At 65.3% G+C, this 14177-nt stretch carries 15 protein-coding genes; 6 read left to right on the top strand and 9 right to left on the bottom strand.

Annotated features, from left to right (window positions below; all coding sequences use genetic code 11):
• Window positions 1-11: 11 nt before the first annotated feature.
• Complete coding sequence (locus CH302_RS01265) at window positions 12-827, top strand: DNA/RNA non-specific endonuclease (protein ID WP_094633131.1); 816 nt, start codon at window positions 12-14, stop codon at window positions 825-827.
• A gap of 8 nt (window positions 828-835) precedes the next feature.
• Here the strand turns inward: CH302_RS01265 and rsmA are convergent, their stop codons facing one another.
• The 3 genes from rsmA to CH302_RS01280 all read right to left on the bottom strand — a co-directional run bounded on the left by rsmA (window position 836) and on the right by CH302_RS01280 (window position 3887).
• Window positions 836-1711 (bottom strand): 16S rRNA (adenine(1518)-N(6)/adenine(1519)-N(6))-dimethyltransferase RsmA, encoded by an 876-nt coding sequence (rsmA, locus tag CH302_RS01270; protein WP_037192003.1) that lies wholly within the window; start codon window positions 1709-1711, stop codon window positions 836-838.
• 118 nt (window positions 1712-1829) lie between these two features.
• Window positions 1830-2957 carry a resuscitation-promoting factor gene (locus CH302_RS01275; protein ID WP_037192001.1) on the bottom strand — a complete coding sequence of 376 codons (1128 nt, stop codon included), beginning with the start codon at window positions 2955-2957 and terminating at the stop codon, window positions 1830-1832.
• A 102-nt stretch (window positions 2958-3059) separates the two neighbouring features.
• Window positions 3060-3887 (bottom strand): TatD family hydrolase, encoded by an 828-nt coding sequence (locus CH302_RS01280; protein ID WP_037191999.1) that lies wholly within the window; start codon window positions 3885-3887, stop codon window positions 3060-3062.
• Window positions 3888-3908: 21 nt separating this feature from the next.
• Here CH302_RS01280 and metG point away from each other — a divergent pair, with 21 nt between their 5' ends.
• Window positions 3909-5453 carry a methionine--tRNA ligase gene (metG, locus tag CH302_RS01285; RefSeq protein WP_037191997.1) on the top strand — a complete coding sequence of 515 codons (1545 nt, stop codon included), beginning with the start codon at window positions 3909-3911 and terminating at the stop codon, window positions 5451-5453.
• A gap of 12 nt (window positions 5454-5465) precedes the next feature.
• On the opposite strand, the gene CH302_RS01290 is transcribed toward metG, so the two are convergent.
• Entirely contained in the window at window positions 5466-6845 is a 1380-nt protein-coding gene (locus CH302_RS01290; protein ID WP_037192253.1) for a WS/DGAT/MGAT family O-acyltransferase, read from the bottom strand.
• Between the two features lie 171 nt (window positions 6846-7016).
• Here CH302_RS01290 and CH302_RS01295 point away from each other — a divergent pair, with 171 nt between their 5' ends.
• Both CH302_RS01295 and CH302_RS01300 read left to right on the top strand, forming a co-directional pair.
• Window positions 7017-8036 carry an alpha/beta hydrolase gene (locus tag CH302_RS01295; protein WP_037191995.1) on the top strand — a complete coding sequence of 340 codons (1020 nt, stop codon included), beginning with the start codon at window positions 7017-7019 and terminating at the stop codon, window positions 8034-8036.
• Window positions 8037-8050: 14 nt separating this feature from the next.
• Window positions 8051-8479: an SRPBCC family protein gene (locus tag CH302_RS01300; RefSeq protein ID WP_037191993.1), complete on the top strand. Its 429-nt coding sequence runs from the start codon at window positions 8051-8053 to the stop codon at window positions 8477-8479.
• A 4-nt stretch (window positions 8480-8483) separates the two neighbouring features.
• Here CH302_RS01300 and rsmI read toward each other — a convergent pair whose 3' ends face one another.
• Window positions 8484-9308, bottom strand: a complete 825-nt coding sequence (gene rsmI / locus CH302_RS01305) for a 16S rRNA (cytidine(1402)-2'-O)-methyltransferase (protein ID WP_230596308.1) — start codon at window positions 9306-9308, stop codon at window positions 8484-8486.
• Between the two features lie 107 nt (window positions 9309-9415).
• Between rsmI and CH302_RS01310 the strand changes: the two genes are divergently transcribed.
• Window positions 9416-10927, top strand: a complete 1512-nt coding sequence (locus CH302_RS01310) for a dolichyl-phosphate-mannose--protein mannosyltransferase (RefSeq protein ID WP_037192248.1) — start codon at window positions 9416-9418, stop codon at window positions 10925-10927.
• A gap of 4 nt (window positions 10928-10931) precedes the next feature.
• Here CH302_RS01310 and CH302_RS01315 read toward each other — a convergent pair whose 3' ends face one another.
• From CH302_RS01315 to CH302_RS01325, 3 genes are all read right to left on the bottom strand, one after another.
• Window positions 10932-11354 (bottom strand): DoxX family protein, encoded by a 423-nt coding sequence (locus CH302_RS01315; protein ID WP_037191991.1) that lies wholly within the window; start codon window positions 11352-11354, stop codon window positions 10932-10934.
• A 66-nt stretch (window positions 11355-11420) separates the two neighbouring features.
• Window positions 11421-11789, bottom strand: coding sequence for a GntR family transcriptional regulator (locus CH302_RS01320; RefSeq protein ID WP_037191990.1), 369 nt, complete (start codon window positions 11787-11789; stop codon window positions 11421-11423).
• Between the two features lie 10 nt (window positions 11790-11799).
• Window positions 11800-12468, bottom strand: coding sequence for an SDR family oxidoreductase (locus CH302_RS01325; protein WP_037191988.1), 669 nt, complete (start codon window positions 12466-12468; stop codon window positions 11800-11802).
• Between the two features lie 64 nt (window positions 12469-12532).
• Between CH302_RS01325 and arsC the strand changes: the two genes are divergently transcribed.
• A complete protein-coding gene (gene arsC / locus CH302_RS01330) occupies window positions 12533-12880 on the top strand; it encodes an arsenate reductase (glutaredoxin) (protein WP_037191985.1) in 348 nt (115 codons plus the stop codon).
• 4 nt (window positions 12881-12884) lie between these two features.
• Here arsC and CH302_RS01335 read toward each other — a convergent pair whose 3' ends face one another.
• Entirely contained in the window at window positions 12885-14123 is a 1239-nt protein-coding gene (locus CH302_RS01335; RefSeq protein ID WP_037191983.1) for an arginine deiminase, read from the bottom strand.
• Window positions 14124-14177 lie beyond the last annotated feature (54 nt).

Consider the following 14177-nt stretch of genomic DNA (forward strand, 5'->3'; position numbering starts at 1 on the left):
TCAATGGGCAGATGACGACACCACTCGGTTTCGACCCGAAGTTCCTGGCCGACATCGACGTTCCGTTGCCCGACCGCGCTGACGTGGTGGTGCTGCCGTACACCCACTTCTCGGTGTCCATCGACCCTGCCCGACGCCTCGCCGCGGTCACCGGCGTCAACATCGACGGCGCGAGCCTGAAGGACGTCGATCGGGGAGACAATTGGCGACTCGACGATCGGCTACCGGCTGCGCAGCAGGCCGGCAACGAGTTGTACAAGAACAACGATCTCGATCGCGGGCATCTGGTTCGGAGGCGAGATCCGGTGTGGGGTGAGCGTGCGGTGGCCGAGCGCGCCAACGAGGACACGTTCCACTACACCGTGTGCGCGCCGCAGACGGCCACGCTGAACCAGTCGAAGACACTGTGGCTCGGGCTCGAGGACTACGTCCTGGAAAACGCCGAGCAGTACGGCCGAAAGCTCTCGGTCTTCAGCGGCTGCATCTTCGCCGAAAACGATCCGATCTACCGAGGCGTCGCCATTCCTCGGCAGTTCTTCAAGATCGCGGCGTGGTCGCAGGATTCGACTCCCGCATGCACCGGATACGTGCTCGATCAGTCGCCGTCGCTCGACCCGATCCTCGACAAGCCGCTGCGGCTCGAGACCGATCCCCCGCCGCTCGGCCCGTACCGGACCTACCAGGTTCCGGTGGCCGACATCGCGTCGATGACCGGTCTCGAGCTGGATGTCCTGATCGAGGCCGATCGCTACGCACCGGTGGCCGCAGCCCGTGCCGAAGCGTCGAGGTGGACCGAGCTGACGCGACTGTCGGACATCCACCTGTAGAGAGGCCCTCAGGCTTCGGTGGCGGCCAAGCGGACGAACGCTGCGGCGTCGATGGTTTCGCCTCGCGCCGTGGGGTCGATTCCGGCCTCACGCAACCGGCGTTCGGCTGCCACCGGTGAGCCGGCCCAACCGGCGAGAGCTGCCCGTAGAGTCTTGCGTCGCTGCGCGAATGCGGCATCGATCACCGCGAACACGGCCTTGCGATGCGCGGTGTCGGTGGGCCACGGCGGCTCGGCGTACCGATCGATGCGCACCAGTCCCGATTCGACCTTGGGCACCGGCCAGAACACCGAACGACCCACTGCGCCTGCCCTTTTGACGTCACCGAAGAATCGGGCCTTGACGCTGGGGATGCCGTAGATCTTGCTTCCCGGCACCGCGGCGAGCCGGTCGGCCACCTCGGCCTGGACCATCACCACGGCGACACGAAGACTCGGCAGTTCCGAGAACAGATGAATCAGCACGGGAACCGCGACGTTGTAGGGCAGATTCGCCACCAAGGCGGTCGGCTCCCCGGCGATGTCCGCGGCACGAATGCGAAGGGCGTCGGCCTCGATCACCGTCAGGCGCTCGGCCAGAGTGGGGGCCCGATCGGCCACCGTGGTCGGCAGACGGGTCGCGAGCTTGGGGTCGATCTCGACGGCGATGACGGCCTCGGCGACATCGAGCAGCGCGAGTGTCAGCGATCCGAGGCCGGGGCCGACCTCGAGGACCGTGTCCTGCGGGCCCACGCCCGCGGAGGCGACGATGCGTCGAACGGTATTGGCGTCGTGTACGAAGTTCTGGCCGAGCTGCTTGGTGGGACGCACATCGAGCTCGGCGGCGAGGGAGCGCACCTCGGCGGGGCCGAGCAGAGCCGCAGCTCCCCTCACATGTTCTGACACGGCGGAAACTCTACGTGGGCAGGAGTGGAGCCTGCGGAACGACCCGGAAACGCAGGAGTGGAGCCCGCGGAACGACCCGGAAACGCAGGAGTGGAGCCTGCGGAACGACCCGGAACAGTCAGCGATAACCCAAGCGCGAGGTGCATGCGGGCCATGCGCCCCAGCCCTGCGACTTCTGCGTCACCGACGCGATGGCGATCTGCTCTTCGCGGGTGGCGAGGTCGGCGCGCGGGGCGTATTTGAGGCCGCCCTGACGTTCCCAGGTGTTCTGGTCGAACTGCACGCCACCGTAGAAGCCGTTACCGGTGTTGATCGCCCAGTTGCCGGTCGCTTCGCACTGCGCGAGCGCGTCCCAGATCGCACCGTTCTCCACCGGCGGCACCTCGGTGCCCGGCTTGGCTCCGACGCGAACGGTCTTCGGCTGCGCGGGTACCTGAACCGTCTCGTCGACCTTCTCGCGACCGACCTCGACGCCGTTCACCATGTTGATCTTCCAGGTGATGTCGGAGACGCCAGGAGCACCCGGGTTCTCGACGACGGTACGGCTCATGTTCATCGTCGGATCTTCGATGCGCTGCTCGGGAGCATCGGTATCGGTGGTCTCGGTCTTGGTGACCGTGCGGTCACGGGTGACGACGATCTCGGTGCCGTCGGTGACGGTGGCGTCGGGATCGGGGCTGACGGTGTCGGCTTCCTCGAGCGGCGCTCCGGCTGCTTCGAGAAATTCACGCACGGTCGGTGCGGCCAGGGTGACCGGCGCGGCGGGGGCTCCGCCGTCGACCAGCGAGACCTGCTTGGGCAGCGCCACGTCCAACTCGGTGCCGTCGAGAGGCAGCCGCTCCGAGCGCGAGGCGGACACGTGCACGTCCTCGGCCAGGCCGGTCTGCTGCAGTGCTTCTTCGACGGTCAACGCGGTGGTCCAGATGTCCTCGGGCTTGCCGTCGACGTTCAGCGTGATCTCGCGGGCGCGGCGCAGGACCACGGTGTCGCCGTCGCTCAGACCGGAATCGGGAGCGGGAACCACCAGATCCTTGTCCGACGGGGCATAGCCGGCGTCGACGAGGGCGCTGTTGACGTCGGTTTTCATCGTGCTCAGCGAAATCATGTCGCCGTCGACGTCGATGGTCACGGTCTTGTGACGGCTCACGGCCATCACACCGCCGGCGACGAGCGTCATCAACAGGGCCGCGATGACCAGGTAGAGAGTGGTCGAACGGGCGGAGTTGAGGCGTCTGATAGTCGACAAGTTTCGTATTCCTGGCGGTTGCGAGCGTGACTTCGGCGTGGAAACGCCCGAGTTCGGTCACGGTACGGTAACGAATTAGTACCCACGCCGCAACTTCAGCAGCTAGAGGCCGTACACCCTCTCGGCATTTGCCGTGGCGTGCGCAGCGAGCTCTGCCGGATCTTGGCCGCGAATCTCGGCCAACGCCCGGGCCGTGTACGGCAGGCAGTACGACTCGTTGGGGGCACCACGGAACGGATGCGGAGTGAGAAAGGGTGCGTCGGTCTCCACCAACACCAGCTCGTTCGGTACCAGCACCGCGGCCTCCCGAAGCGCGTGCGCGTTCTTGAAACTGACCGTTCCGGAGAAGCTGAGAACGTAGCCGGCGTCGACGCATGCCTTCGCGGTCTCGGGACCGCCGGAGAAGCAGTGGAAGATCACCGTCTCGGGGGCGCCCTCCGCCGTCAGAACGGCCAGTAGGTCCTCGTCGGCCTCGCGGTTGTGAATCATCAACGGCTTGCCCAGCCGCTTCGCCAGGTCGATGTGCCAGCGAAATCCCTCGTGCTGCTCGGCCACCGTCGCGCACCCGTCGAGCTTGCCGGGCCAGTAGTAGTCCAGCCCGGTCTCCCCCACGGCGACCACACGAGGGTCGGACGCCAACCGCTCGATCTCGGCCTTGGCTGCGTCGTCGAGCACGTTCGCGCGGGTGGGATGAATCGCGACCGCGGCCCAGACCCGCGGATCCCAGGACGCCGCGTCGACGGCGAAGCGCGCGGCCTCGAGATCGTCGGCGATCGTGACCACGCGCGTGACACCGACGGACTCGGCCTTGTCCACGATGGCGGCCACACTCGCCGCGTCGGTCGCGCCGCACGCATCGAGGTGGGTGTGGGCGTCGACGAGGGTGCCGACGGGCTCGGGCAACGGTGGTGCGGGACGGTCTCTACTCACGATCGTTAGAGTAGGCGCACCATGACTGCGCCAGCTGATGCCTCTCGGCCACCCTTCTACGTCACCACGGCGATCGCCTACCCCAACGGCGCTCCCCACATCGGACACGCCTACGAGTACATCGCCACCGACACCATCGCGCGCTTCAAGCGCCTCGACGGCTACGACGTGCGATTCCTGACGGGCACCGACGAGCACGGCCTGAAGATGCAGCAGACCGCGCAGACCGAGGGCGTGGACGTGCGCGAGCTCGCGGCGCGCAACTCCGACGCATTCCAGACTGCGCAGGACCTGCTGAAGATCTCCTACGGACGCTTCATCCGCACCACCGACGCCGATCACCACGCCGCCAGCCAGGAGCTGTGGAAGCGGATGGAAGCGAACGGCGACATCTATCTCGACTCCTACTCCGGCTGGTACTCGGTGCGAGACGAGGCGTTCTACACCGAGGCCGAGACCACCCTCGGCGAGGACGGCTCGCGCGTCGCGACGGAGACGAACACTCCGGTCGAGTGGACCGAGGAGTCGTCGTACTTCTTCAAGCTGTCGCAGTACCAGGACAAACTGCTCGCGCTGTACGACGCGTCGCCGGACTTCATCGCACCGAACACGCGCCGCAACGAGATCGTGAACTTCGTCAAGGGCGGCCTGCGCGACCTGTCGATCTCCCGAACCACATTCGACTGGGGTGTGCCGGTGCCCGGCGATCCCGCGCACGTGATGTACGTGTGGGTCGACGCACTCACCAACTACCTCACCGGTGCCGGCTATCCCGACATCGAGTCGGAGTCGTACCGGAAGTTCTGGCCGGCCGATCTGCACATCATCGGCAAGGACATCACCCGCTTCCACACCGTCTATTGGCCTGCGTTCCTGATGTCCGCGGGCATCGAGCTTCCCAAGCGGGTGTTCGTGCACGGGTTCCTGAACGTCAAGGGCGAGAAGATGTCCAAGTCTCTCGGCAACGTTCTCGACCCGAAGTCGTTGGTGGAGAACTACGGTCTCGATCCGGTGCGCTTCTTCTTCCTGCGTGAGGTCTCGTTCGGTCAGGACGGCAGCTACAGCCACGAGGCCATCGTCGCTCGCGTCAACGCCGACCTGTCCAACGAACTCGGCAACCTCGCGCAGCGTTCGCTGACGATGGTCGCCAAGAACCTCGACGGAGCGCTCCCGACCCCGGGAGAATTCACTGCCGAGGACGAGGCGATGCTGGCTCGCGCGGATGCACTCCTCGAGATCTGCCGACGCGAATTCGACGTGCAGGCAATCCATTCCGCGCTCGAAGCGATCTGGTCGGTGCTCGGTGAGACCAACCGCTACTTCTCGCTGCAGCAACCGTGGGTACTGCGCAAGACCGACCCCGATCGTATGGCCACCGTGCTGTACGTGACGATCGAGGTGCTGCGCATCGTGAGCATCCTGACCCAGCCCGTCATGCCCGATTCCGCGTCGCGCATCCTCGACCTGCTCGGTGCGTCGGATCGCGAATTCACCGACATCGCAACACGTTCGGTGCCCGGTACTGCACTGCCGACCCCGACGCCGGTGTTCCCCAAGTACGAGTAGAGCTCTCCGCTCTCACAAGGTCTTTTCGAGCTCCTCCAACGTGTTCTCCAGATGCGTCAGCATGCGCTGCAGGTGCGGCACACTGCGTCGGCATCCGATGAGCCCGAAGTTCAACGAATCGCCGTTGCTGGCGACGGTGATGTTGAGCGCCTGCCCGTCGGCCACGATCGATGCCGGGTAGATGCCGTCGAGTTTCGCACCGTTCCAGTACAGATCTTCCTTGGATCCGGGCACGTTGGAGATGATGACGTTGAACGGCGGCGGGGTGTAGTCGACGAATCCCGGCACCGGGCCGAACAGCAACGGGGCCATGGTGATTGCGCCGACGGTGAGCGCCTCGAGAGTGTTGAGTTCGCTCATCATCTGCTTGCCCTTGACGGTCGAATCCTTGATTCGCTCCAGCCGCAGGATCGGATCGGATTCGTCGGTACCCAGATTGCACAGGATGACCGTCACCGAGTTACCGGCCTCCCTGTCGTCGCCCTCCTTGCGGAGCGAGACCGGCACCATCGCGATCAGCGGTTCCTCGGGCAACGCGTTCTGATCGATGAGGTACGCCCGCAGCGCCCCGGCGCACATCGCGAGCACCATGTCGTTGAGCGTCGCATCCAGTGCCGTACCGACCGTGCGGATGCGCTCGATCGACCAGCTCTCGGCGGCGAAGCGGCGCGCACCGCCGATGGGCACGTTGAACATGGTGCGCGGCGCCCGCAACGGCAGCTGCGCTCCTTCTTTCTTCAACGCGCGCAACCCGATTCGCGCCGACGCGGGTGCGAAGTCGACCAGGTCCCCGACGATCTTGCGTCCCATCGACAGCCCGGTGCCCAGCTGAGCAAGCCGTCCTGGCTGCTCGACGGCGGCCTGCTTCTTGCGTCGACCGAACAGCGACGGGTCCCACGTTGCGACGCCGTTTCGATCGTCGGGATCGGTGGTGAGCGTGCGCTGCATCAGCTTCAGTGCGCTGACGCCGTCGACCAGCGAGTGATGCACCTTGGTGTACAACGCAATTCGGCCGTCCGCCAGTCCCTCGATGATGTGCAGCTCCCACATCGGACGGTAGCGATCGAGCGGTGCACTGTGATTGAGCGACAGGAATTGGAACAGCTCACGAATGCGACCGGGAGCAGGCAGCACCGTGCGCCGAACGTGGTACTCGAAGTCCACATCTGGGTCGAAGGCCCAGGCCAGATTGCCCATGATCTGTACCGGACGCGACGGCCGCTTGCGGAAGAGTTCGTGCACCTCCCCGGTGGTGAACTTGCGGTGCACTTCCTCGGCGAAGTCGTGCGGATCACCGGGCGGTACGAACAACTCCAGACCGCCCACGTGCATCGGGTGTTCCCGTGACTCGGCGATCAGAAACATCGATTCCGTGATGGGCATGAGTGCCATGAGCTGTCCCTTTTCCATTCGTTTTCGGTCACGGTACTGCACCGAATGTGACTCAGAACACGACCTTACGTCCGGTCACGAAAAGGTACCCGCTATTGTCCGTTACCAGGGGTTCCAAATAGAGCGGGGTTCCGACGCACGGCGCACACGCGCCGCGCACCGACGACGGGGATGGAGGCGACGGCTATGAATCCGGCGCTCACCGTAGTGAAATCGACCGACCCGGCAGCCACCGCACGCCGACGCGACATCCGCGGCGCGAGCCTGCAGTCGCAGATTCTGTCCAAGTACCTGCAGTTCACCGTGCGTCCGTTCCTGACGGTCTGGGCTCAGGCACCGTCGCTTCCATGGCCGATGGGGTTGGTCGACTACGCCGGACTGCTCGTCCCCCAGATCAGCGGCACCACCCGCAGCCGCGTCATGCTGGCCGAATGCGAGGCCGAATGGATTCGCGCCGAGGGCACCGGCACCGATCGCGTGGTCCTCTACATGCACGGCGGCGCATTCGTCTGCTGCGGTCTGCGCACCCACCGCCGGATGACCTCGCGCGTGTCGAAGAGCGTCGACGGCTCGGTGCTGTCGGTGAACTACCGGATGATGCCGCGAAACCCGATCAGCCATGCCGTCGAGGACGGCGTCGACGCGTACCGCTTCCTGCTCGATTCCGGCTACCGACCGGAGCAGATCGTCCTGGGCGGCGACTCGGCAGGCGGATACCTCGCGTTCATGGTCACCCTGGCGCTGCGCACCGTCGGTTTGCCCGCCCCCGCAGGGATCTTCACCATGTCTCCGCTCACCGATATGGACCCTTCCGGCAAGCTCGATCACGAGAACGCATCGAAGTGTTCGGTCTTTCCGGCCGACGCAGTTCCGGCGCTGACCGCACTGGCCGATCGCGTCGATGCGCGCATCGTCGTCGACGGCCGACGGGGCCCGCGAGTATCGCCCGTCGACGGTGATCTCACCGGCATGCCGCCGGTGCTGATTCAGGTCGGTTCCACCGAAATGGTCTATGCCGACGCAGAACTCATGGCCGAGCGCCTCGCTGTCGCCGGAGTCGAGTGCGAACTCCAGGTGTACGAGGATCAGGTGCACGTGTTCCAGGCAGCCGATTTCGTTCCCGAGGCCCGTCGCGCGCTCAGAGCGATCGGCGAGTTCGCGCGGAACGTCAGCCCCAGCAGAGAAAGCTGAGATACCTTCTCCCCATGGCAGTCACAGCGAACAAGTCAGTCGACATCGACGCAGATGCATCGGCAATCCTCGAAGTTCTCGCCGACGTCGAGGGCCTGCCCTCGTGGTCCCCGGTCCACAAGAAGTGCGAGGTGGTCGATCGTTTCGACGACGGCAAGCCGCACCACGTCAAGATGCACGTCTCGATCATCGGCGTCAACGACGAGCAGCTCGTCGAATACACCTGGTCCGAGAACGAGGTGTCGTGGACTCTCGTCGAGAGCACTCAGCAGAAGGCCCAGGACGGCCGATACACGTTGACGCCCAAGGGAAACAGCACCCACGTCGAGTTCGAGCTGACGGTCGACCCGAAGATCCCGCTACCCGGCTTCCTCGTGAAGAAGGGAACCAAGACGATCATCGAAGCGGCCACCGAGGGCCTGCGACAGCAAGTGGTGGGCTGACCCCCTACTGCTCTTTTCGAGCGGCGAGAACGGCCTCGTAGACCTCACGCTTGGAGACGCCGTCGACGGCAACCTGGGCGCAGGCGTCCTTCAACCGCATGCCCGACGCCACCAACGTCTCTACGTCGGCAACGAGGTCCTCCGGTTCCTCGGCGACGGCGACGGCACCTTCGAGCACAACGGTGATCTCGCCGCGCACTCCGTCTCGCGACCATTCGAGCAGCTCGCCGAGGCCGCCACGTCGGACCTCCTCGTAGGTCTTGGTGAGCTCTCGGCACACCGCCGCGCGCCGGTCGGGACCGAGTACGTGAACAGCGTCCTCGAGGCAGGCGACGAGACGATGCGGTGCTTCGAAGAAGACGATGGCGCGGGGTTCGGCGAGCACCGACCGGAAATAGGTACGACGCTGGCCCTGCTTGCGTGGCGCGAACCCGTCGAAGCAGAACCGTTCGACGGGCAGGCCGGACAACGCGAGCGCGGTCGTCACCGCCGACGGACCGGGCAGACACGTCACCGGCAGATCGGCCTCGACGCATGCCGCCACGAGGCGATATCCGGGATCGCTCACCGACGGCATCCCGGCGTCGGTGACCAACAGCACCGTCCTGCCCTCGGCCACGGCCTCGACGAGAGCCGGAAGGCGGGCCGTCTCGACCTGATCGTAGAAACTGACGACCCTGCCCGTGATCGCCACGCCGAGAGACGAGGCGAGTTGTTTGGTGCGCCGGGTGTCCTCGGCAGCGACGATCTCGGCACTGCCGAGGGCATCACGCAGGCGCTGCGAGGCATCACCGACGTCGCCCATCGGGGTGGCGGCAAGGATGAGCATGCCTCCAGTGTCCCGCATGCGATACAGCGGCGTGTCGGGCACTGCCGATCAACGCCTACGATCGGTACGTGACCTTGACGACCTCTGAGCGCTCCGGCGACCGGTCGATGGTCAGTCCCGGGCCCACCGTTGCCGCGCGCGACTGGTTCCACGACACCGATGCCCGACGCGGTTGGATCGTCACCGTCGTCATCACCGTCATCTGCGCGGTCACTCGGTTCACGATGTTGCGTTACCCCACCGACGCGGGCACCCCGGTCTTCGACGAGAAGCACTACGCGCCGCAGGGGTATCAGGTACTGACCGGCGGCGGTCTCGAAGACAACCCGGCGTACGGCCTCGTGGTGCATCCGCCGGTCGGCAAACAGTTGATCGCCGTCGGGGAAGCGTTGTTCGGCTACAACGGGTGGGGTTGGCGTTTCTCGTCGGCCGTGGCCGGAACCCTGTTGGTACTGCTGGTCATTCGGATCGTGCGACGGCTCGCCCGATCGACTCTCGTCGGTGCGATCGCAGGGATTCTGCTGACCGTCGACGGCGTGACGTTCGTCAGCAGCCGAATAGGCATGCTGGACATCTTTCTCGCTCTCTTCGTCACCGCTGCACTGGGCTGCTTGGTGGTCGACCGCGACGACATGCGACGGCGTCTGTCGAGGGTGCGGGCCGAAGGTCGAATCGATGCCAGTGTGCTGGGGCCGCGAATGGGCGTGCGTTGGTGGAGATTCGGGGCCGGCGTCATGCTGGGTCTCGCCTGCGGCACCAAGTGGTCGGGTCTGTACTTCATCGCGTTCTTCGGATTGCTCAGTGTGGCATTCGATGTGGCGGCGCGGCGGTCCTACGGCGTCGCACGCCCATGGCGCGGAACAGCGTTGCGCGACATCGGTCCTGCGCTGTACGCGCTGGTGATCGTTCCGATCGCGGTGTATCTGATGACCTGGTGGGCGTGGTTCACCTCCGAGACCGGCGTGTATCGACACGAGGTCGGCAGTGGCGTCGGCGCAGGCGGTCCGTTCTCGTTCGTGCCCGACGCGCTGCGGTCCCTGTGGTTCTACAGCAGCAGCGTGCTGCAATTCCATGAGGGCCTGACCAATTCGGCCGGCAACCGCCACCCCTGGGAATCGAAGCCGTGGACCTGGCCGATGGGCCTGCGCCCGATGCTGTACTACTTCGCCGACGGCGAGAGTGTGTCCGGGTGCTCGGCGTCCTCGTGCGTGAAGGCGATCATGCTGATCGGCACGCCAGCGATGTGGTGGCTGGCCCTGCCGATGCTGGCCTGGGTGATCTGGTCGGTGTTCGTCCGACGCGACTGGCGTTACGCAACAGTGCTCGTCGCGTACTCCGCAGCGCTACTGCCCTGGTTCACCACACTCGACCGACAGATGTACTACTTCTACGCAGTGGCGCTCGCGCCGTTCATGGTGATGGGCTTCGCATTGGTGCTGGGCGACATCATCGGCAAAGCCACCGCATCGGCCGAACGGCGAGGTACCGGACTACTACTGGTGTCCTTGTACCTCGCCGTGGTGATAGCCAACTTCGTCTGGCTGTGGCCGATTCTGACCGCTATGCCGATCACGCCGCAGATGTGGCAGCAACAGTTGTGGCTGCCGAGCTGGCGCTGAGCGATTACGACAGCAGCGCGGTCTTGCCCTTGGTGAGTCCGTCGATGCTGATGCGTCCGGCACCGAATGCGGCGAGCAGCAGCGCGCCGACGCCGAGAGCGACGACCAGTTCGTAACCGCCCTCCGTGGCGAATACACCCTTGTCGAAGTGCACGAAGATAGCGGCACCGAGCATGTCGACGAACAACAGCAGTCCGGCAACCGGCGTGAAGATCCCCAGGATGAGTGCGCCGCCGCCGATGAGTTCGACGAACGTGGCGAAGTAGGCGGACGCCGTGGGCAGCGGGATATTCATCGTCACGAAGCTCGCGGCGGTGCCGTCGAGTCCGTAGGTGTTGAGCTTCTGCCAGCCGTGGGCGATGAAAACGATACCCAGGCCGATTCGAGCTACGAGGGCAACGGCGTCGCGGACGACGGTGGAATTCATGACACATCCTTCTGACAGGGCTATACGGGCAGCCCAACCCTGACAGAAGCAAGTTGAAGCGTCAACTCAGCTGCCGCTCGCACCTTTGAGGGCAGATTCGAGGAACGAACGAGCCTGGTCGTCGTCCAGGCCGATGGAACGGACCGTCCTGACGAACTCCGTCGCCGCCCGAGCCGCGATGTCGCGTGACGGATCGCCGCCCGACGCGACGAACGAACCGGATCGGCCCCTCGTCTCGATGATCCCCTGTTGCTCGAGTTCACGGTAGGTCTTCGCCACCGTGTTCGGCGCGATCTTGAGTTCCTCGGCCAGACCCCTGACCGTCGGAATCTTGGTACCGGCAATGAGATCGCCGGATCTCACCAGGCCCAGAATCTGCATTCGCAGTTGCTCGAACACCGGGGTGGTGTTCGACGAATCGATGTGTACGCGCACGGTCGATGCCCTATCCGAGCGCGTCGACTGCGTCGACGATCGACGTCGGACCGGACGTCAACATCAGCGTCTTGCCCACTGCTGCATCGGTTTCCAGCAACCGAGCGATCACGGCGGCCACGTCGGCGCGAGTGACCTCGCCCGAGTCCAGCGGCGGCTCGGTCAGGGACACCGAGTCGGTGGGATCGTCATCCGTCAGCTTGCCCGGTCGCAGAATTGTCCAGTCCAGACCGCTTCGAGCCGAAACATCCTCTTCCGCAGCGGTTTTGGCCTTGATGTAGGCCTTCCAACCGGCGTCCAAGTCCTCGGCGACCGGCTCTCCGGCACCGAACGAGCTGATCAGGACATAGCGGCGAACACCGGCTTTCTCGGCGGCATCGGCCAGCAGCACGGCACCTGCACGATCGACCGTGTCCTTTCGCTCGGGGCCACTGTTGGGCCCTGCACCTGCCGCGAACACGACCGCGTCGGCACCTGCCAGCACTGCGGCCACCTCCTCGGCCGAAGCCGATTCGAGATCGATCACCTGCGGCAGCGCGCCCAGCGCGGTGACGGCATCGACGTGGTCGCTGTTACGAATCAGCGACACCGCACGATCTCCGTGCGCTGTGAGCACCTGAGTCAGATGTTGGGCGATCTGGCCGTGGCCACCTGCGATGACAATGCGCTTGTCGGTCATATCGACTACTCCGTTCCTGGCGTGAATCTGTCGGGGTGGCTACCCGCGTGGCAGGATTACAAACATGACCCGTTCGGCAACCGTCTACCACAATCCGCGGTGCAACACCTCTCGCACAGCGCTGAAGATGATCGAGGAAGCCGGGGTGGTGCCGCGGGTGATCCGATACCTGGAGACGCCACCCACCGAGGACGAACTCCGCACGCTTCTCGCCGACGCCGGCCTCGAACCGCGTCAGGCCATTCGAACTCGCGAGAGCATCTACAAGGAACTGGGGCTCGCAGGCGCGGACGCCGACACGCTGATCGCGGCGATGGCCCAGCATCCGATTCTCATCGAGCGCCCGATCGTGGTGACCGACAAGGGCACTGTGCTCGCTCGCCCCGCCGACAAGGTGCAGACGGTCCTCTAGAGCGCTACAACCTCTCGCGCGACACCGGGCACGACATGCATCGGGGACCGCCTCGCCCCGAGCCCAGTTCCGATCCGGAGATCCGCAGCACCTCGATGCCCGACGCCTCGAGCCGTGCATTCGTTTCGACGTTGCGCTCGTACGCGACGACGACTCCCGGCGCAATGGCCAGCGTGTTGTTTCCGTCGTCCCATTGTTCGCGCTCGGCGGTGACATGGTCGAGTCCGGTATCGATCAACCGCAGCTTGCCGATGCCCATCGCATCGGCGGCCGCCTCGAGAAACGGGTCGGCCCCGCGAATACTGACGCCTGTGTCCTCGCGGTGAATGGTGAAGGCGGACAACGTGTCCTGAATTGCCGGGTACATCACCACAGCGTCGGTGTCCACCATGGTGCACACCGTGTCCAGGTGCATCGACGCGCGCTCCTGCGCGATCGGCACCACCAGCACGCTGTGCGCCAGGTTGTCCTCGAACAGGCTGCGCGCCAACGCTTCTGCACCGGCGGGCGTGGTGCGCTCCCCCACTCCTACGGCCACCACACCCGGGGCGAGCAGCAACACGTCCCCACCCTCGACCGGAGCCGTCCGCGACTCGTAGGCGCGCCGCACGCCCCGGAACATCGGATGGAATGCGTAGATCAGATCGGTCAGCGATGTCTCGCGTACTCGGGCAGGCAGAGCCAGCGAGGTGATCGCCACTCGATCGTCTATCCAGAACGACGAGTCGCGGGTGAACAACAGGTTCGGCAGCGGATCGATGACGAAGTCCCCACCGTGATGCATTCGCCGAACCAGCGATGCCCCGATCGGTTGCGGCTCCCCCGTCTCCGCCTCGAGCAATTCGTCGAATGTCATGCCTGCCATCAGGATCTGCGCCAACTCGGCCGCGGGCACACCCCGCAGATGTTGGGCCAGGTCCTCGGCGAGCGACCGGCCGAGCCGTCGGGCATCGACGGCGGCGGAGATACCCTGCATTCGCGCTGCGCCGCTGACCGTCATGGCCTCGGTGAGGAGATCGCCGAGGAGCAGTACCGTGACCCCACGACCACGCAGAAGATCGGCGAACGCGTCGTGCTCGTCCTGTGCCCGATCGACCCACGGCAGACCGTCGAACAGCAGCTGGTCGTTGTTTCGCGGCGTGAGGCGTCGAAGCTCGTCTCCCGGCCGGTGCAGCATGACGGTGCGCAGCACCCCTACCTCGGAGTTCGCACCCAATGGGTCCGCAGCCGCATCGACACTCATGAACGAACGGTAAACCCATTCGTGTGCAGCCGCTGGGATCAGGACCTGAAGTAT

The sequence above is a fragment of the Rhodococcus sp. 15-2388-1-1a genome (assembly GCF_002259145.1).
GTDB lineage: Bacteria > Actinomycetota > Actinomycetes > Mycobacteriales > Mycobacteriaceae > Rhodococcoides.

Bases quoted from the DNA above. Each gene is read 5' to 3' on its own strand.
- CH302_RS01265 (WP_094633131.1), top strand. From the start codon at position 12: ATGACGACACCACTCGGTTTCGACCCGAAGTTCCTGGCCGACATCGAC.
- metG (WP_037191997.1), top strand. From the start codon at position 3,909: ATGACTGCGCCAGCTGATGCCTCTCGGCCACCCTTCTACGTCACCACG.
- CH302_RS01290 (WP_037192253.1), bottom strand. From the start codon at position 6,845: ATGGCACTCATGCCCATCACGGAATCGATGTTTCTGATCGCCGAGTCA.
- CH302_RS01295 (WP_037191995.1), top strand. From the start codon at position 7,017: ATGGAGGCGACGGCTATGAATCCGGCGCTCACCGTAGTGAAATCGACC.
- CH302_RS01300 (WP_037191993.1), top strand. From the start codon at position 8,051: ATGGCAGTCACAGCGAACAAGTCAGTCGACATCGACGCAGATGCATCG.
- rsmI (WP_230596308.1), bottom strand. From the start codon at position 9,308: ATGCTCATCCTTGCCGCCACCCCGATGGGCGACGTCGGTGATGCCTCG.
- CH302_RS01310 (WP_037192248.1), top strand. From the start codon at position 9,416: ATGGTCAGTCCCGGGCCCACCGTTGCCGCGCGCGACTGGTTCCACGAC.
- CH302_RS01315 (WP_037191991.1), bottom strand. From the start codon at position 11,354: ATGAATTCCACCGTCGTCCGCGACGCCGTTGCCCTCGTAGCTCGAATC.
- CH302_RS01325 (WP_037191988.1), bottom strand. From the start codon at position 12,468: ATGACCGACAAGCGCATTGTCATCGCAGGTGGCCACGGCCAGATCGCC.
- arsC (WP_037191985.1), top strand. From the start codon at position 12,533: ATGACCCGTTCGGCAACCGTCTACCACAATCCGCGGTGCAACACCTCT.
- CH302_RS01335 (WP_037191983.1), bottom strand. From the start codon at position 14,123: ATGAGTGTCGATGCGGCTGCGGACCCATTGGGTGCGAACTCCGAGGTA.